Origin of the sequence: Corynebacterium glyciniphilum AJ 3170 (assembly GCF_007673095.1) — a bacterium.
Taxonomy (GTDB): Bacteria; Actinomycetota; Actinomycetes; order Mycobacteriales; family Mycobacteriaceae; genus Corynebacterium.
In genome coordinates this window covers 130943-149206 of record NZ_VDYZ01000005.1, presented here as the reverse complement: position 1 = coordinate 149206, position 18264 = coordinate 130943, and the positions used below count along the sequence as shown (strand labels likewise).

Here is an 18264-nt window from a genome sequence, read left to right as displayed (position 1 = left end):
AGCACTCAGAAGAGGGAGGTGATCAACCACACCACGACGAGCAGAACGATCAGCAGAATGAGCGCCTGCCTGACCCTGGAATGGTGTTTCACCTGTTCTCTCCTTCTCCACGGGACGGATCACCCACGGGTGCCAACGCCCGTTCCTCGTCCTCGGTCACGGGTAGCGCGCCGAACGCCACCTTGATCATGACCACAGCCGCCAGCGAGGCCAGCAGCACCAGAACGACCAGCGTCAACGGGGTCTGCAGCCAGAGAGGCAGGTCGAGGACCCATTGTTCAATGCCGTCAGTCACAACAGACAAGTTTACCTTCCGTGTGAGCTACAGGCCTAGTCCATTGACCCGGCCAGCCCCCGACGGCGCAGCAACGGTTCCACGCTGCGCTGTTTCCCCCGGAACATCCAGAAGGCGTCGTCGTAGTCGATGGTCGCACCCCGGGACAGGATCATCCGCCGGAACCGGTCACCGGCAAAGCGGACGTCGTCCGGGTCAATCTCGGCGACAGTGCCGGGACGGTCTGCAGCTCCATCGCCCCGGGCGGCGTCGGTGTCGACGAATCCCTCGAAACCGTCGGCGTCGAGAACCTCCGCCCAGAGGTAACTCCAGTAGTCTGCAGAATATCCCCCGGCGAAAATATGGTTGAAGTAAGCCGAGGAATACCGCGGTGCCAGAGCCTGCAGCAGGTCTGCGCCGAATCCTGCGGCCTCCAGGGCCTCTTTCTCGAAGGCTGCGACATCGGTGACCGCCGCCGCCTCCCGTGTGCTGAGACGGTGCCACGCCAGATCCAGCCAGCAGGCCGCCAGGTACTCGGACGTGGCGAACCCCTGGCCCCAGGCGGCCTGCGCCCGCACCGCATCCACCATCTGCTGCGGCAACTGTTCACCGGTGTCCACATGCCGGGCGTAGTTGCTGAGGATCTCCGGTTCCAGGGCCCAGTTCTCGTTGATCTGGCTGGGGAACTCGACGAAGTCCCGCGGCACGTTGGTGCCGGACAGGCTCGGGTACCGGACGTCAGAGAGCAGCCCATGGAGCGCATGCCCGAACTCATGGAAGACGGTGGCGACCTCATCGGGCGTGAGCAGGGCCTGTTCACCCTCGGCGGGTTTCGCGATATTGAGGACGTTCACCACGACGGGCGTCTGCCCCAGCAGGTTGTTCTGTTCGACGAAGCTGCTCATCCACGCCCCGCCGCGCTTGGTCGGACGGGCGTACATGTCGGTGAGGAGAAGACCGACCGGCACACCCGGACGCACAGGGTCGTCCTCGGCCTCTCTGACCTCCCAGACCTGCACATCGGGATGATAAGCCTTGAGGTCGTCACGTCGCTCGACCGTGATGCCGTACAGACGTTGGGCGGCGAAGAAGGCACCGTCGCGCAGTACGCGCTCCAGGGGGAAGTACTTCTTCAGTTCCGCTTCGTCGACGTCGAGTTCCTCGGCCCGGAGTCTGGCGGCCCAGTACGGCCAGTCCGGTCCGCCCACTTTACCGTCCGCACCGGCCGTACCTGCCTTGTCCACGGCTTTCTTGTATTCCCCCTCAGCGTTCGCCACGGCGGCAGGAGTCAGCTTCCCCAGCAGGTCGTCGACCACGGCGAGCGAACCGGCGGTCTCCGCCTCAGCGATGAACTCCGCATGGTTCGCGTATCCCAGCAGCTCGGCGCGGCGTGCCCGTAACCGTACGATCTCGAGCAGAACCCCGGTGTTGTCGGTCTCACCCCCGGACCCACGACGCAGGGACGCGTCGTGGACACGGGCACGGGCCGCGGGGTCATCGAGTTCCTCAAGCACCGGTTGCACGCTCGGCAACCCCAGCCGCACGAGCCAGCCGTCCTTCCCTGCCGCCGCCGCGTCCTCCGCCAGGCGGGACTTGTGTGTCTCGCTCAGCCCGGCAAGCTCGTCCTCGTCGGTGAACGGGACGGCGCCCGCGTCGGACGCGGCGACAAGGTTGCGGCCGAACCGGGTCGAGAGTTCCGCGAGCCGCGCGTCGATCGAACCCAGTTCGGTCCGTCCTGCGTCATCGAGTGCCGCACCACCGCGCCGGAACCGCCGCAGCCAGTAGGTCAGCAGCGCCTCGTTCTCGCTGCCCTCCGGCTGTGCCGGAAGCGAGTTCACGCGGGCGAACAGACCCGGGTCGAGATTGACACTGCTGACGTGCTCGGCGAGTTCGGGGGCCACCGTCTCTTCGACGGCGACAATGTCGTCACTGGCGTCCGTTCCCGAGTAGTTGAAGACGATGGCGAGGACACGGTCGAGCAGCTGTCCGCTGGCTTCGAGCGCCTCCATCGTGTTCTCCCAGGTGGGCTCCTCAGGGTTGGCGACGATGGCCGCTATCTCCGCCTCATGGTCGACGACCCCGGTCCTGAACGTCGGGACGAGATCGCCGACGGAGATCGCGGCGAAGTCCGGAAGTTCATGGTCGAGTTCAGAGGGGGCGAGCAGCGGGTTCTGCTGGGTGTCGTAACCGGTCATGCCCGCCAGCTTAACGCCGTGCAGTCGGCGGGACCGGGGGCGGATACGCCACAGGTAGTTATTTTCAGTAGGATATTCACCATGTCAGCCCCGGTAGAACTCAGCACGACCACTGTTCCGCACAACGACGCCCAGGACGCCCAGGACGAGGCGACGGGCAAACCCGCCCCGAAGCGTCGAGCCCGGAATCGGCGCGCCGACGGCGAGCGTTCCCGCCAACGCATCCTCGACGCCGCCACGAGCATCGCCACCGAACGCGGGTACGACGGGACCAGCATCGCGGAGATCTGCCGGGAATGCGGGTTACCGGCCAGCTCCCTCTACTGGCACTTCGAGGACAAGGATGACCTGATGTCCCAGGTCATCAGCAAGAGCTTCGATGCCTGGAACGCCGCCTGGAACATCCCTGAAGACGAGGACATCCTCCAGCACCTGCCGCAGATCGCCGAGCAGCTCCTGGATGCGCTGGAAAACCATCCGGAGTTCATCCGGTTGTGCCTGCCGCTGGCGCTACAGAAGCGGAGCGACGACCCCGGTCCCCGACGGATGTACCTGGAGATGCGCGCCGACGTGATTCGACGACTCTCGGACATCGGCGGGACGCACTTCGGCTATGTGCCGGAGTCCCGCCGTACCGCCATCGTGACCTACATGGTGTCCGGTGTGGAGGGGCTTTTCGTCGACCACGAGATGAACCCGTCCTCCGACCTGCGCGAACAACTGGATCTGCACGCGATGGGCGTGATCGCCATCATCCTGCAGGAAGCCAGCCAGCACCCGTCCTGATCCCGTGAGAACCGATCCTGCCACCGGTGTTCCTCTGCTCCGGACGCCCTCCGGCGACGTGTCCGGGTCATGGCGGAACCTCCCTGACGGGGAGAGGGTCGCGGTCTTCCGTGCCGTGCCCGTCGCGGCACCTCATGCCGAAGGGCCCGCAGCCTTCGCCCCACCGCGCCCTGCGCCAGCCTGGTCTGGGACGGTGCCGTGCGGAGACACGGCGGAACGTCGCGGTATGCGGGCCACACACACCGTCACCGTGACGTGCCCGGCGGGGGTCACGGACCGCACTCACCCGGTCATGGTGTGGGTCCACGGCGGACGGTTCGAGACCGGTCACGCCGATGAACCGTGGTACGACGGCGCGGCGCTCGCACGGGAGGGCTGTGTGGTGGTGTCACTGAACTACCGCAGACGTTTCGAGGGCTTCCTCCCGCTCGGCAGTCCCCCCGACCGTCCTGACTTTCGTGGCGTCGACGATCTCCTGCTCGGTCTGCGCTGGGTCCGTGAGTGCATCGCCGAGGTCGGTGGGGACCCGGGCCAGGTCACGTTGGCCGGGCAGTCCGCGGGCGGGGCACTTGTGGCATGGCTGCTCACCGATCCCCGGGCGGAGGGGCTCTTCCACCGGGCCGTGATGATGTCGCCCGGCGCGCCGCGCAGGGGGTGGACCCGCCGCCGTCTCACCACACGTCTGGCGCTGCGGTCACGGCACCGCCCCACCGTTGAACGGATGGGCGCACTGTCGGCCGGGGAACTCACGTCCGCGTACCGACGTTTCGCCCGGCTGCACGCCACGGACTGTGCGGTGGGGGTGTATCCGTTCTCTCTGACACAGATGCGGCCGGTGCCCGCCATCGTCGGGACGATGCACGACGAGTTCGTGCGTTTCCCCGGGGTCCGCCAGGTTGACGCCGTGCTGCGTCGGACGGTGGGACGTCTCGGGCTTCCACGGGTGCTGGAGGCCTGGCTTGTCGCTCCGGCGATGGCTGCCCTCGGAGTCCCCCTGCGTCATCTCCCGGCGTGGTGTCGCTCCGTCGCCACCACGCGGCCCGTCCGGCCGTTGGGTCGTACAGTCGGCGACCGTACTATTCGACGCTGGGCCTCAGCGTTCGCGGAGGCTCTCGCCGAGGCGGGGGCGCCGGTCTGGGCCTATGAGTTCCGGGGCGGCGTCCATCCCGCCCAGCACTGTGCCGAGCTTCCGCTGCTGTTCGACACGCTGACGGTCGGACGTGCCGAGGTCGAGGAGACGTGCGGTCCGGAGGCGGAACGCCGCCTCGGCGGCCCTGACGGCGTCGGTGCACAGTTCCGTTCAGCCGTCGTCGCATTCATCCACGGACGTCAACCGGACTGGGGCCGTTTTCGGAGACCCACCCGGCGGGCGCGGATATTCGACATGCCCGGTGTTCCGGCACCCCCGACTCATCCCCGTCTGTCAGAGGACCCGTGGCGGGCGGTCAGGACTCTGCTCGGCCCGCTCTACACCGGTCGGTCATAGACGCCTGCGCACACCCGGGTCGTGGCAGGGGGTTAGAGTTGTCGTCATGGCTCTCACCTTTCCCGATCTTGATACCCTGCGTGCCCGCCGCACGATGAAATGGACGGCCTATGAGTCCGATGTCCTTCCTCTGTGGGTGGCTGAGACCGACTTCGACACCTGCCCTCCGGTAGCGACCGCCATTCGCGACGCGGTCGACCGGGAGTACTTCGGCTATCCGGAGCTGGGCGCGGGCTCGCATCATCTTGCCGAGGCACTGGCCTCGTTCTCCGCTGCACGGCACGGTTGGACGATCGACCCGGCGAACGTGACGGTGGTACCCGACGTGGTCAAGGGGATCGTCGTGGCCGTCGACAACCTCACCGCTCCCGGGTCGTCGATCGTCATCCCCCTCCCCGCCTACCCCCCGTTCCAGAAGGTGCCCGCGGCGACCCGGCGGCCGGCGACGTACGTGCCTATGGGCTCAGGCACGGACGGCGGGGCCGTGTTCGATCTCGATGCGCTGGAACGCGCGTTCACCTCGACGGACAACCCGAACGGGGTGGGCAGCATGATCCTGTGCAACCCGTTCAACCCGCTCGGACGTGCCTTCACCGCCGACGAGTTGCGCGACGTCACTGACCTGGCCGCGAAGCACAATGTCCGGGTGATCTCCGACGAGATCCACGCGCCCCTGGTGTACTCGGGTAATCACGTCCCGACGGCCACGGTGTCTGACACCGCGGCGTCGGTCTCGGTCACGGTGACCGCCACCTCGAAGGGGTGGAACACCGCCGGACTGAAGTGTGCCCAGATCATCAGCACCAACAAGGAGGACTCCCGCGAGATCGGCCGGCTGTCGAACCTCGTCACCGGGGAGGCGTCCACTATCGGGCTGGCCGCTGCCACCGCCGCCTACACCGACGGACGGGAATGGTTGGCCGAGGAGGTCGACTACCTCGCCGAGAACTGGAGGTACCTTGCCGACCGCCTGCCCGGGGTTCTCCCCGGGATCAGGCTCCCGAAGGAAGAGGCGACGTTCCTGGCCTGGCTGGACGTGTCCGGGGTCGACCGTCTTCGTGGACCGGACGGGTCAGTCACCGCCCCTGCCGCGCGGTTGCGCACCCTCGCCCGCGTCGGACTGAATGAAGGAACGGATTTCGGCCCGACGGGTGCCGGGCACGTTCGACTGAACTTCGGCACGTCCCGCGAGATCCTGGACGAGGCCCTCGACCGTATCGCCGAGGCCGACCTGCGGAGTGGAGACGCGTGCGAAGCCTGACCCGCATCGTCAGCTCCATGAAGGAGCTGTGGCCGTACTACACGATGGTCATCGTGGCAGCACTGGCGACAGTGCTGCTCTCACTCGCGTCGCCGTTCCTGATCAGCCATGCCACCGACACCATCGTGTCGTCGGTGAACGGGTCGACCCCGATGGAGACCGCGACCCGCACCGTCATCGCGGTCGCCCTCGGCCTGCTCGCCGCCGAACTGGCGCACACGGTGATCCACAACATCGGCGGCTGGTTCGGCGATGTCATGGGGATGCGGATGCGGCAGATCCTGTCCAACCGCTACTTCGCGAAACTGCTGTCCCTGCCGCAGAGCTACTTCGACCGGCAGATCACGGGCACGGTCATCTCCCGGCTGGACCGGTCGATCATGGGGCTGACCCAGTTCCTCCAGGCCTTCGCCAACAACTTCTTCTCGATGATCCTCACCGTCATCGTGGTGCTGGGGATCTCCGCCTGGTACTACTGGCCGCTGGCCCTGCTGCTGGTGGTCATCTTCCCGATGTACCTGTGGCTCACGGCGCTGACCAGTAGGCGTTGGATGCGCTGGGAGAAGACCAAGAACGAGCACATCGACACCGCCCAGGGACGTTTCGCCGAGGTCGTCGGTCAGGTCAAGGTGGTGAAGTCCTTCGTCTCCGAGCTCCGCGAGCTGCGGCTGTTCCAGACGCATTTCGCCGAGACCGTCGACGTGACGAAACGGCAGTCGCGATGGTGGCACATGATGGACATCTTCCGGATGGCCGGCATGAACCTCGTCTTCTTCGCGATCTACCTGGTCCTGTTCCTCCGTACGCTCAACGGGTCGTTCACCATCGGTGAACTGGTCCTCCTGGTCCAGCTGGTGGCGATGGCCAAGCAGCCCGCGACGATGATGAGCTGGATGGTCGACTCCGCGCAGCGGGCAGCTGCCGGGTCCCGGGAGTACTTCGAGGCCATGGACGAACTCGAGGAACCCACGACGTCCCCGGTGCTGCTCGCAGCATCACGTGAGTACGGTCCGTCCGTGGTGGACGAGCGGGAGGTGCGGGACGCGGTGCCCTCGCCGCCGGCCACCGCCCGGGAGGACGGCCGCCCCGGGAAGACCCCGGTGTTCGAGTTCGACGACGTGACCTTCGGCTACGATCCCGGCGATCCCGTCATCCACCACGTCAGTTTCGCCGCCGGGAACAACGAGAAGGTCGCCCTGGTCGGCGAGTCCGGTGGCGGTAAATCCACGCTGGTCAACCTTCTGCTCGGCCTGTACCGCCCCACCGGAGGCACACTGAAGGTCTGCGGACACGACATCCGTGAACTCTCCGCAGCGCAGTTGCGGGGCATGGTGGGCGTCGTATTCCAGGACGCCTCCCTGTTCTCGGGGACCATCCGGGAGAACATCGCCTACGGACGCCCCGACGCCACCGACGAGGAGATCCTCCGGGTGGCTGAGCGTGCCAACGCCGACGCCTTCATCCGGAACTTCACCGACGGCTACGACACCCTGATCGGCGAGCGTGGCCTGCGTCTGTCCGGTGGACAGAAGCAGCGTATCGCCGTGGCACGTGCGATGCTGAAGGACGCTCCGATCCTGGTGTTGGACGAAGCCACGTCCGCACTGGACACCCGTGCGGAACGGGCGGTCCAGGCCGGTCTGGAGGAACTCATGGTCGGGCGGACCACGCTGGTGATCGCCCACCGCCTCTCCACGATCGCAACGGTGGACACCATCGTGACCCTGGACTCCGGACGCGTCGACGAGATCGGTTCCCCGGCTGAACTGGCGACCAGTGGCGGCATCTACGGTGAACTCCTGCGCCTCACAGCCAGTTCCTCCGAGGAGGACCGTGCCCGTCTGCGCAGGTTCGGTTTCCACGGCGACGGCGGCACCGAGGAGGACGACATCGACGCCGGCTCCGAGGCATAGCGCCTGGGTTCGCTGTCCGGTTGGTATCACCGTGCCAACGGGTGCCGCTCACCCCGCTGCGGGGGCGTGTCCGGTGTGACTCAGGTGCCAGGATCGGTCGAGCCAGAGGCTCTGCAGCGACCGATACTGGCAGCTGACTCACACAACCGGTCACTGTGTGCGCCTCGCTCCCCCACCGAGGCGACCGAGAAGACCGTACTGACACGATGAGAACCCCACCGCCCGGAACCGGGGGTGGGGTTCTTCATCTCAGCTGGAGACTGCGGTCAGTTGTCCTTGAACTTGCCGATGACCTCGTTGGCCTTGTCGGTGGCCTTTTCCTTGGCGTCCTCGAACTTCTGCTTCGCGTCCGACTTGACCTGGTCGGCCTTGCCTTCGTTCTTCAGATCGTCATTGCCAGCGGCGTCTCCCGCGGCTTCCTTGGCCTGACCGGCGGCGTCCTCCGCCTTGTTCTTGATGTCGTCGAACCCTGACATTAAAGCTCTCCTTCGCTGTTGACGTAAAAAGGCTTGCACCGACGACTGTAGTGAAATGTCGACCGGTGTGCAGGGATCTATGCGTAGTCGTAGAAACCCTTGCCGGACTTACGTCCGAGGTGCCCCGCCTGGACCATGCGACGAAGCAGCGGCGGGCAGGCGTAGGCCGGGTCGCCGAACTCTTCGAGCATGACGTCCGCGATGAACGCGCAGGTGTCGAGACCGACCATGTCCGCCAAGGTCAGCGGGCCCATCGGGTGGCTGGCACCGAGCTTCATGCCGGTGTCGATGTCTTCCTTGGTGGCGACGCCCTGCTCGACCATGCGCACTGCCGACAGCAGGTACGGCACCAGAAGGAAGTTCACGATGAAACCGGACCTGTCCTTGGCCTGGATGGCGGTCTTGCCCAGGACCTCGGTGGCGTAGGTGCGGGCGGTGTCCACGGTCGCCTCATCCGTGGTCAGCGCGGGAATGACTTCGACCAGGGGAAGCACCGGCACCGGGTTGAAGAAGTGCAGACCGATCACTCGGCCGGGGTTCTCGGTGGCCGAGGCGATCGCCTGGATGGGCAGCGAGGAGGTGTTCGAGCACAGCGGTGCGGTCTTGTCCTCGACAATGGCGTCCAGCTGCGCGAAAACGTCCTTCTTGATCTTCTCGTTCTCGATGATCGCCTCCATGACCAGTTCACGGTCGGCGAAATCCTCGAGCGAGGTGGTGAACGTCAGACGCGCCAGCGCCGCGTCGCGGTCCTCGTCACTGAGCTTGCCCCGATCCACCGCCTTGGCCAGGGACTTCTCGATCTTGGACCTACCGAAGTCCAGGGCATCCTGCGTGGCTTCCCACACCAGGACATCACTGCCGGACTTGGCGGCCACCTCGGCGATGCCGCCGCCCATCTGGCCTGCTCCGATGACGCCTACCCGCTGAACCATCGTGTTCTCCTTCGTTTTCCGTAATGTGCCCGGGCATGCTCAGTCATGCCCGGGCGACCAGCTTTCCTGCGTCCCCAGCCTATCCCCGCGGTCCTACTCAGACCGGTTTTCGTCCGAATCGGGGGCACCAGTCTCCTCGGAGTCACCGAAGTGTGCAGGGTCGGCTTTTCCGACGCTGCCGACGACTCCGAGGTCGCCCGCCACATATGTGTTGCTCGGGACGATGAAGTTACCTTCCTCGTCGTACGTCGCGACGGGAAGCTCGTCACCGGACTCGTCGTAGCCGGGGGCGGGCCTGCGTTCATTCTCTTCCAGCGCTTCGGGGCTGTCCGTCTTCTCCCACTGCCTGGTCCTGGGTTCCGGCCTGGCGTGGTAGTCGTTGTTCATCCCCTTGAGGATCGAGTACATCATCACGAAGAACATGAGGAAGAACGGAAGCCCGATGATGATCGCCACCTCCTGCAGCGCTTCGATGCCTGCATCAGGGGACATCACCAGGATCGCCGCGGCGACGGCTCCGATCGATATCGCCCACAGTACCCGCTGCCACGTCGGTGTGACGTTCTCCTCCCCGACGGCGAACATGTCGGTCACCAGGGCCGATGAATCGATGGACGTCACGAAGAAGATGGCGACCACGACAAGGGCGAAGCCGCTGACCACGGTGCTCCACGGCATGGTGTCGAGAAGGATGAACAGCGACGACGCAGCATCCCCGTCCTCCACGACAGGGCCGGACACACTCCCCGGGTTCTGGCGTTCGGCATTCAGCCCCGCATAACCGAAGACGGCGAACCACACCAGGATGAACAGCGCCGGTAGTGCCAGCACGCCGCCGACGAATTCACGGACAGTGCGCCCCTTGGAGATGCGCGCCACGAACATGCCGATGAACGGCGACCAGCAGATCGTCCAGGCCCAGTAGAAGACCGTCCACGTGCCCTGCCAGCCCTCCGCTGTGATCTCGTCGGCATCGGACCAGAACATCAGCCTCGGCAACCATTCCGCATACAGGGACGCGGTGTCCATCGTGCCCCGCAACAACATCAGCGTCGGCCCGGCGAACAGGACGAACAGCATCAGCACGACCGCGAAGATGATGTTGATGTTCGAGAGGTTCTTGATGCCCTTGTCGAGGCCGGCGGCGACCGACCAGCACGCGGCCGCGACAATGACGACGATGATGCCGACGAGCAGCAGTGTCGAGCCGTCGATTCCGAACACCGTACCCAGCCCGGACTCGATCTGCAGCGTCCCGAGGCCGAGGGAGACGGCGATACCGAAGACGGTGCCGATGATCGACAGCGCGTCAATGAGCTTTCCGGGCCAGGAGTAGATGGCCCCGCCCAGGATCGGAGCGAAGATCGAGGACACCCGCGGTGGCAGGTTGCGTTTGTAGATGAAGTACCCGAGTGCCAGTCCGGGCAGGGCGAAGATGACCCACATGTGGATACCGAAGTGGTACATCGTGAAGCCCATGGCCTGGTTGACAGCCTCATGGGACATGGGTTCCTCATTCTGCATGGGAACGTTCACCGCGTGGTTGATCGGCTCCGCGACGCCCCAGAACATCAGCACGCTACCCAGGCCACCGGCGAACAGCATGGCGAACCAGCTCTTCAAGGAGTATTCAGGTTTCTCGCCGTCCGGGCCCAGCCGCATCCGACCGAAATGGCTGAACGCCAGGGCGATGAGAAACAGCAGCGCTATGGTCACCCCACCGACGTAGAGCCAGTTGAGGTTCGTCATCAACCAACCGGAGACCGTCGAGAATGAGTCCCGCGCACCATCGCCGAAGATCACACAGACTGCAACGAACAGAACGATGAATCCGGCGGACACCCAGAGGACGAGCCGGTCCGGGCCGCGCTTCGTCACCTCCTCCCCTGTGTCGCTGCGGGCTGCCGTTTCGCGGGAGGCAGGTGAACTTTCAGGAGAAGAAGTCACATCATATCCGGTTCCTCCGGACTGCGACCGAGCATGGTGTCGCACCCGGATGGTTGAGGTCAAGTGGACAACTGTTCCCCGAGTCTACAGAGAAGTCTCAGGCTCGCCATAAGACGAGGAGAGCCCTGCAGACACAGGTGACCCCCGGCTCCTGACGAACCGGGGGTCACCTGCTGACGTTTCAAGAGGAGAATGCTCAGCTGCCGTATACGGGGTCCTTTCGCGACGACCGTCCTGGATATCACCTCACCACCCGAGATGGCCCCGAGGCGGCCCGGGGTGGCCCGGGGTGGCGATGTCTCCGACAGTACGACGACGATGTTGGAGAACCCTGACAGGCCGCTGGAATGTCTGTCCGAGCTGTCTCAGACCCGGATACGTCAGATGCTGTCGAGGTGTTCGCGCGTCCCGTCGAATGTGTTGAACAGGACCGGGGTGCCGTTGGACAACGTCCCCACGATGTGGCGCTTCCCGTCCTTACCGGCCACGTGGAGCGGACTGCCCGAATCCCCTCCGATCGCCGGGATGAGCGCCGTGATCTCCTCCGTCTCGGCGTTCACGGCAAGCACCGGGCCACAGGTGCGACCCGACATCGTGCCGTCCTTGCAGACGATGCTGCCCACCAGGTTCTGGCTCACCGGCACCGGGTCACCCAGCGGCTGGCTCGCGCCACGCAGGAAGTCGTCGAGCACCGGGATTCCGGTGTCGGCGGTGCTGGACACCTGGCCCGGATCCGGAGTCACCGAGTCGTCGAGGCGGAACCAGGAGAAGTCGTCGAGCCCGGCGAACGGTTCGAAAGGATTCGCGGTGCCTCCCCGGATCACCCCACCGGCGTCGATGTCCTCGTTGTCAGCGAGTAGACGTCCGTCCTTGGTGGATATCTCCACGACCGGTGAGCCGATCTCCTCCGGGTTGAGGCAGTGTCCGGCCGTGACACCGTAGAAAGTGCCGTCCCGCTCAGCGACCGAATTCAAGGTGCAGATCGACTCCCGACCGTCGGCTGTGGTGATGACGATGCCGTCACCTGCATGCGTCGACGTCTCGGCTGCTGCGGTGGCCGGCAGCGCCATGGCAGATCCACCGGTCACGAGTGCGACCGCCATCGCCCCGGCGGACAGGATTCTGCCGATCGAGCGTCGAGGACGACTGCCTGAGGATTCGGCCGTCACGGTTGTTCTACGCATAATGGTGTTCCTTCGCTGAGCCGGGGGCGGTACGTAGGGGATTGTAGCGTGTCACAGACACATATGCTCTCAGGGCAGAAAGTAATCGGGCACACTGTCCGGAGGTACCGGTAGCCTTGCCCCCATGCCGCTTCGCCGTCCGTCCTCCCCGCCGAAACCGCCGGACCGCCGGCAGACCGAACGCGATCTGACGTATGCGCAGGACATGGCCGGGCTGTCCGCGTCGATCCACGACATCGACGACCATCCCGTGATCGCTGAACGACTCCGCAGCGGAGGGTTCCACCACCTCAGCCACAGTCGTGTCATCGGACACGGGGCCGCCGACCGCGACAGGGCGCTGACGAACCTTTTTTCGGGACGGGCGCACCGTGTCGCCGGCGCGCCCCTGTACCGCAGTGGCACTCCTCTGTCTGCGGACGCCCCGCTCGCCCCGGGCGACGTCGTCACCGTCACCCCGGGCCGGGGCCTGCTCACCCCACTGGACTCCCCCTGCCTGGTCCTGACGGCGGGGCCGTCCTCGATGATCTACGGGACACTGCCGGGCCACGTCGAGTGCGGCGAGGAGTTTTTCGGGGTGTCGCTCAACGAGGACGGAACGGTCACCGCGACAGTCAGCGCCTTCTCCCGCCCGGGCCGCCTGATCACCCGGGTCGGTGGTGCGCTCGGTCGCCGGATCCAGGCCAGGATGGCGTCCGCCTACATCAACGGCATGGAGGCTGCGTGACCAGCCCGGAGACGATTCGTCAGTAGCCTTTGGCTGGGTCCAGTTCCGTCGGCATGCGGTCGCCTGCGATGAATGCCCTGTAATTCTCCGCGACCGGCCCTGCCAGCTGAGTGTCCATCGACGCCCGGGTATTCGCCGAATGAGTGGTGATGGTGACATTGTCCATGTTCCACAACGGATGGCCGTCCGGCAGGGGCTCCGGGTCAGTCACGTCAAGGCCTGCCCCGCCGAGCTGACCTGAGTCCAGCGCCGCGACAAGATCGTCGGTCACCACCACGGGACCGCGGGCGACGTTGATCACCGTGGCCCCGGGCCGGAACTCCGAGAAGAGATCCGCGTCGAACAGGCCCCGGGTCTCGTCCGTCAGAGGAACGGCGATCACGGTGTGGTCGGCCGCGGCGACGGCATCCCTGAGGTTGTCGATCGAGACGGTCCGCGCGGCACCTTCCACCGGATGCCCGGTGCGGTTGACTGCGATGACGTCGGCCCCGAACGGAGAGAGCATCTCGATGAGGTGACGCCCGATCCCTCCCGCACCGACTACCGCGACGGTCGCGCCGTGCAGCCACCGGGTGTTCTCGTCGACATCACGCCACACGGACCAGCTGGCCGCGCGCGCGATCTTCTTGTGCATGTGGGTGACGGACAGCAGCAGTGCGACCGCGCTCTCCGCGACCTGACGTCCGTAGACCCCGGACGCATTGGACCATCGGCGGTCCCCTTCCTGGCCGGCGGTGATGACTCCTTCGGCGAAGAAACCCTCGATACCCGCCTGACACAGCTGGACCCATTTCACCCGGACGGGGAGATCAGGGAAGTCTGCCGGAGCGACCCCGTGGCAGATGAACGCGTCCGCCTCCGCGAGATCGTCGACGAGCACGGCTCCGGCGTTCTCCAACGCGGCCCGCGTCTCGGGCAGGGGGAACCTGGCGGTGAAGATGTTCAGGGATGTTGTCTGTCGGGTCATGCACCCAGTCATACCTTCTGTGACCGAACTACCGCCCCGGCACCCCCGAACGTACCCCTGACCCTCCGCTACGGTCAGCCGAGTCGCTCACGGAGTTGATCGAGGGTGTCGTTGAGCTGGTCTTCAAGACCCGGGTCGAGAGTCGGAAGATCAGGGAGATTACTGGGCAGATCCTCCAGTTCGGAGGGGATCTCGATGTCACTGGGGAGTTCGAAGGGAGGAGCGGCCGGGTCGTCCCCGGTCGTCTCCTGAGGAGCCTGCTCCTGGGTGGTCTGAGGGGCCGACGGCGTCGTCGGAGCGGGTGCGGGACCACCCTCGTCGTCATCACCGAACACGAAGACAACCAGAATCAGCGCGACAGCAACCAGAGCCGCGAGGACCAGCAGGATCACAGCCAGAACACCCCGCCGCTTCTTCCCGCCCCGGGGGCCGTCCTGCGCGGCTCCGAACTCCGGCTGACCGTACTGCTGTCGTGCATACTGCTCCTGCACGTACGGGTCGCCGTACGGCTGCCGGTAGTCCGGCTGGGCAGGCGGGATCACCTGTGTTTCATCGGCGTCGCCGTGACGGTACCGCGGGGGCTCCGGTGACGGCGGTCGAGTACCGCCGGACCACACCGTCGTCGGGTTCTCGTCGGGCGGGACATCGCCTGGCCCCGGTGCCGAACCCGAACGGTCCCACGCCGTTGTCGGAGTCTCGTCCTCCGGGCGCTCACCGTCACCCTGCGTACCCCACCGACCGTTCGGGCTCATCGCCACGTCCTTTCCGTCTGGGCACGGTCATCGCCACCGTGCCCGGTCCACGAAAAGACTACCTCACCGGCGCACTGGTCAGCGTGACAACGGCACGTCCCACGGACCCGACGGCACCGTGGGCAGATACGCCATGACATCACCGGTCTGCTCGCCTGCCGTGCCGTAGGTGACTGCGGCGACGCTGAACAATGACCCGCCCACGGATGCGCTGGCGACGACAGAGGGTCCCTCGTCGGACCAGCCCCATTTGGTTCCGGTCACGAACGGGAGGTTGTCGGTCCCCCAGTTCTGGCGTGTACCGTCCGCAGCCACCGGTTCGGCCGTCTCCATCCAGTGCAGGATCGGTGAGGACGGGTCACGGAGCTGCTTCGCACGCAGGAACGAGGCGGCATCGGCCGCCGACGTCGTCGAGTACCCCCAGTCGGCGTGACCGTCGGTCAAGGTCAACCCGTACTCGCGGGCGGTCGCGTCGATGCTGTCGGGGTACTTGGCGTAGAGCTGCGCAGCCGCGGCGTCGTCGCTGGCACGCACCGCACGCTCCGACAAGGCCCGGTCCGAGTCCGAACCGTCGCCGTGGCGTAAGGCGTGATCGACGATGTACAGCTTCACGATCGACAGCCCCGGCCGTGTTTCCCCGGCATTGGCGGTCCCGCCGTTGTAGATCGGTGAGTTGACGGCGATGGAGGTCCTGGGGTTGATCGTGGGGAGGACCGGATCCGCTGCTGCCGGCACAGCCGCGGCCACGGCACCGCCCCCGACAACCAGCATGCCGACGGCAGCGAGCCGACAGGCCCCGGACACCTTCCGCGACTTACCCCGGCGGCTGATACTCATCGTCTCTCCCTGTCTCCTGCTGACTCGTCGGTCCACGCCCCGGCAGCCCCCGTCCGACAATCGGTCCGGGGCACGTCAGATACTGTCCGGGACGCCCAGGCACCCCATGTTATCCGCATCCGGGGTTGCCCGTGTACCAACCCGCAGGTCTGACCCACTATGCTCAATGGCGAGTACATACGGGAGGACGTGACTACCTCCTGCTGATCCACTGCTGACTCACTCAGGAGAGATGAGATGACCCGCACCCGCCGGACCACTGCCCTACTCGCTGCCGCTGTTCTGGCACTGGGGGCGACCGCCTGCCAGCCGCCCAGCGAGAACGACAGCGAACGAACCGCTCCGTCGACCGAGGTCACCCCGGACAGCGGTTACGAAGGGGCAGGTGTTCCGACGAGTTCATCTGCGAGCGGGTCCGCTGAGCCGTCCGAGACCGGCACCATCTCAGGTGCAGACGGGGAACCGGACACTGTCGGCGACACCGAACCCTATGCACCTGGGGCTCAGACCTCGCCCCTCTCCTAGGCGCACAGGCCGTGACATTCTCCCCGGAGGACGATCTCGGCCCCGCCCGTCTCGCCGATGCTTCTGACATCCCCCTGATCCAGGAGCTGGAACGACGCGCCGGCGAACCTTTCCGGTCGGTCGGGCTCGATGCCGTGGCAGATGACGAACCACCGGGTACCGCCGAACTCACTGCTGCTGTCGCCGACGGGTGTGTCCTGGTCATCGACGGTGCCGGGAGATACGCCTCCGGACATCTCGCCGCGTGGCTGTGGGTGGGGACTGCGGACGGCGACTGTCTGATTGAACAGGTGTCGGTGGACCCGGCATGCCGCGGACAGAGGCTCGGGACCCGGCTGATCAACGTCACACTGGAATACGCTCGTCGCCGGGGTTTTCCTGCGGTATGTCTGACGACCTTCGTCGACGTTCCGTGGAACGGCCCCCTGTATCGCCGGCTCGGTTTCCTTCCACTCGCCGACGACGAACTGGGACCGGACCTCACTGCGATCCGGGAGGCCGAACAGGCGGCGGGACTGGACGTCGCCCGGCGCCTGGCCTACCGTCGGTCAGTCTGACTGAGCATCGGTCTGCCCGTCCCGGACGCCGACGACGGGCAGCTCGTGGTCGAGCGCCCACCTGGACCAGTAGCCCACGGAGTGTTCGCCGAAGAAGTCCCTCAACTGGTCGGCAGTCACCTCCAGCGGAGAACCCAGCCCCATCGCTTCGGCGAGTGCCACGGCGAAGTGCGGTTCGATGGCGGCGACCGCGACGAACCCGTCCTGCGCCGGGTACATGCCGTAGAGGGGGAATCCTCCTCCGAGAACTGCGCCGGGGCCTGCGAGCCCGAACCGCGTCGATGCAGCGAAGTCATCCACCACCTGCGCCAGGCCGACCTCGCGGAACTGCCCCTCCCCCGACATCCTCGCGCGGAACACGGCCGCGAGACCGTCAGCGACGGCGCGCTCGGCACCTCCCAGGTCGGCCACCGGCAGGGACGGCATCACCGGCCCGTCCCCGGACATCGCGATCGTCCCCGCCTGCGCCTGATAGGTCAGATCGTGGCCCGGGGTGTCAGCGTCGTCGCCCTCACTGCCGACGATCGCCACCTGTGACAGCTGCGGGTACCGACCGTGCAGGGTTTCCCAGCCGAGGCCGAGCCTGACCAAGGCGCGCGGACGGTGCGAGGTGATCAACAGGTCGGCCGCTCCGAGGTACCCGTGGAGTTCCCCCTGCCCTGCCTCGTCCTTGAGGTCCAGCGTCACGGTCTGTTGGCCCTCGGTGAAGTGGGCGTAGTATCCGGGTGCCGCGAGTGCCAACGGGTCGCCGGTCGGTGGCTCCACTTTCGTCACCGAAGCCCCCAAGCGGTGAAACCGGTGGGCCGCAGCCGGTCCCGGCAGGTTCACCGCCAGCGAGACGACATTCACACCAGTCAGAGGTCGATCCATGGTCATGATGCTACGCGGGTCGGGCTCACGCCACCGTGGTTTCCGGAAGAAGCATGGACCCGGCCATCGCCACGAAGAAGGCGGCGATGATGACCACCGCAACCGTCTTCCAGCGCCGCAGGGGCAGGACGGGGAGCGCCTCGGGTGGGGCGAACATCGCCTGCTCGTCGCGGGCGAGTAGGTCCCAGTTCGCCTGGTACGCCTGGTGGGACACCATCCATTCAGACAGTGTCTTCGAGTCCCTCCGGTTGCACACCAGCCAGTAGGCGCCGGGGACGAACATCATCGCGCCGAACCCGATGCTCAGCAGTGCGTCCGCCACCAGATTCTCCGCGTCCGACGACAACAACGTCAGGACCATGAGCACGCCCAGGACCGCACCGGCCCAGGCGAAACATTTCTTGACCATGGTCGGCCGGTACTTCCGCAACCGTTCCCGCGGATCCAAGGCAGTGGCGCTCACGTAGGAGGCCACGTCCTCCGGGATGCCCTGCCCCGGTTGGCCATAGGGGTTCTGCGCTGAATAGCGATGCTCTTGATCCACTGGTTTTCCTCCTCGAACGGTGCTGTCCCTC

18 protein-coding genes are annotated in these 18264 nt (G+C 66.1%); 7 read left to right on the top strand and 11 right to left on the bottom strand.

Features of this window, described 5'->3' with window-relative positions:
* Positions 1 to 88: 88 nt before the first annotated feature.
* Positions 89 to 295, bottom strand: a complete 207-nt coding sequence (locus FS507_RS06500; protein ID WP_145941982.1) for a hypothetical protein — start codon at positions 293 to 295, stop codon at positions 89 to 91.
* A gap of 35 nt (positions 296 to 330) precedes the next feature.
* On the bottom strand, positions 331 to 2469 hold the full coding sequence (locus tag FS507_RS06495) for a M3 family metallopeptidase (RefSeq protein ID WP_145941981.1): 2139 nt from the start codon (positions 2467 to 2469) through the stop codon (positions 331 to 333).
* Between the two features lie 81 nt (positions 2470 to 2550).
* On the opposite strand from FS507_RS06495, the gene FS507_RS06490 reads away from it, so the two are divergent.
* The 4 genes from FS507_RS06490 to FS507_RS06475 are packed head-to-tail and all read left to right on the top strand — an operon-like array spanning position 2551 to position 7915.
* Positions 2551 to 3255, top strand: coding sequence for a TetR/AcrR family transcriptional regulator (locus FS507_RS06490; protein WP_145941980.1), 705 nt, complete (start codon positions 2551 to 2553; stop codon positions 3253 to 3255).
* Positions 3256 to 3259: 4 nt separating this feature from the next.
* Complete coding sequence (locus FS507_RS06485; protein ID WP_145941979.1) at positions 3260 to 4741, top strand: carboxylesterase family protein; 1482 nt, start codon at positions 3260 to 3262, stop codon at positions 4739 to 4741.
* 46 nt (positions 4742 to 4787) lie between these two features.
* Positions 4788 to 6002 carry a MalY/PatB family protein gene (locus FS507_RS06480; RefSeq protein WP_145941978.1) on the top strand — a complete coding sequence of 405 codons (1215 nt, stop codon included), beginning with the start codon at positions 4788 to 4790 and terminating at the stop codon, positions 6000 to 6002.
* Positions 5990 to 7915, top strand: coding sequence for an ABC transporter ATP-binding protein (locus tag FS507_RS06475; protein WP_260853195.1), 1926 nt, complete (start codon positions 5990 to 5992; stop codon positions 7913 to 7915). The genes FS507_RS06480 and FS507_RS06475 overlap by 13 nt, the downstream gene beginning before the upstream one ends.
* Before the next feature lie 266 nt (positions 7916 to 8181).
* Here the strand turns inward: FS507_RS06475 and FS507_RS06470 are convergent, their stop codons facing one another.
* The 4 genes from FS507_RS06470 to FS507_RS06455 form a co-directional block, all read right to left on the bottom strand.
* Positions 8182 to 8391, bottom strand: a complete 210-nt coding sequence (locus FS507_RS06470) for a CsbD family protein (RefSeq protein ID WP_145941977.1) — start codon at positions 8389 to 8391, stop codon at positions 8182 to 8184.
* A gap of 77 nt (positions 8392 to 8468) precedes the next feature.
* Positions 8469 to 9323 carry a 3-hydroxybutyryl-CoA dehydrogenase gene (locus FS507_RS06465; RefSeq protein WP_145941976.1) on the bottom strand — a complete coding sequence of 285 codons (855 nt, stop codon included), beginning with the start codon at positions 9321 to 9323 and terminating at the stop codon, positions 8469 to 8471.
* A 93-nt stretch (positions 9324 to 9416) separates the two neighbouring features.
* The gene (locus FS507_RS06460) at positions 9417 to 11201 is read right to left on the bottom strand and encodes a BCCT family transporter (protein ID WP_145942051.1); all 1785 of its coding nucleotides are present in this window, start codon (positions 11199 to 11201) and stop codon (positions 9417 to 9419) included.
* A 449-nt stretch (positions 11202 to 11650) separates the two neighbouring features.
* On the bottom strand, positions 11651 to 12454 hold the full coding sequence (locus FS507_RS06455; protein ID WP_260853194.1) for a S1 family peptidase: 804 nt from the start codon (positions 12452 to 12454) through the stop codon (positions 11651 to 11653).
* A gap of 124 nt (positions 12455 to 12578) precedes the next feature.
* Here FS507_RS06455 and FS507_RS06450 point away from each other — a divergent pair, with 124 nt between their 5' ends.
* Complete coding sequence (locus tag FS507_RS06450; protein ID WP_145941975.1) at positions 12579 to 13181, top strand: DUF1990 family protein; 603 nt, start codon at positions 12579 to 12581, stop codon at positions 13179 to 13181.
* A 19-nt stretch (positions 13182 to 13200) separates the two neighbouring features.
* On the opposite strand, the gene FS507_RS06445 is transcribed toward FS507_RS06450, so the two are convergent.
* The 3 genes from FS507_RS06445 to FS507_RS06435 all read right to left on the bottom strand — a co-directional run bounded on the left by FS507_RS06445 (position 13201) and on the right by FS507_RS06435 (position 15737).
* Entirely contained in the window at positions 13201 to 14148 is a 948-nt protein-coding gene (locus FS507_RS06445; protein ID WP_145941974.1) for a D-isomer specific 2-hydroxyacid dehydrogenase family protein, read from the bottom strand.
* A gap of 74 nt (positions 14149 to 14222) precedes the next feature.
* Entirely contained in the window at positions 14223 to 14900 is a 678-nt protein-coding gene (locus FS507_RS06440) for a hypothetical protein (RefSeq protein WP_145941973.1), read from the bottom strand.
* Positions 14901 to 14978: 78 nt separating this feature from the next.
* Entirely contained in the window at positions 14979 to 15737 is a 759-nt protein-coding gene (locus FS507_RS06435; RefSeq protein WP_145941972.1) for a hypothetical protein, read from the bottom strand.
* A gap of 237 nt (positions 15738 to 15974) precedes the next feature.
* Between FS507_RS06435 and FS507_RS06430 the strand changes: the two genes are divergently transcribed.
* A complete protein-coding gene (locus FS507_RS06430; protein ID WP_145941971.1) occupies positions 15975 to 16262 on the top strand; it encodes a hypothetical protein in 288 nt (95 codons plus the stop codon).
* A gap of 11 nt (positions 16263 to 16273) precedes the next feature.
* Complete coding sequence (locus FS507_RS06425) at positions 16274 to 16819, top strand: GNAT family N-acetyltransferase (protein WP_145941970.1); 546 nt, start codon at positions 16274 to 16276, stop codon at positions 16817 to 16819.
* Here the strand turns inward: FS507_RS06425 and FS507_RS06420 are convergent.
* Together FS507_RS06420 and FS507_RS06415 are read right to left on the bottom strand one after the other, a co-directional pair.
* A complete protein-coding gene (locus FS507_RS06420; RefSeq protein ID WP_260853193.1) occupies positions 16811 to 17689 on the bottom strand; it encodes a CoA transferase in 879 nt (292 codons plus the stop codon). The genes FS507_RS06425 and FS507_RS06420 overlap by 9 nt on opposite strands.
* A 25-nt stretch (positions 17690 to 17714) precedes the next feature.
* On the bottom strand, positions 17715 to 18233 hold the full coding sequence (locus tag FS507_RS06415) for a hypothetical protein (RefSeq protein ID WP_145941968.1): 519 nt from the start codon (positions 18231 to 18233) through the stop codon (positions 17715 to 17717).
* Positions 18234 to 18264 lie beyond the last annotated feature (31 nt).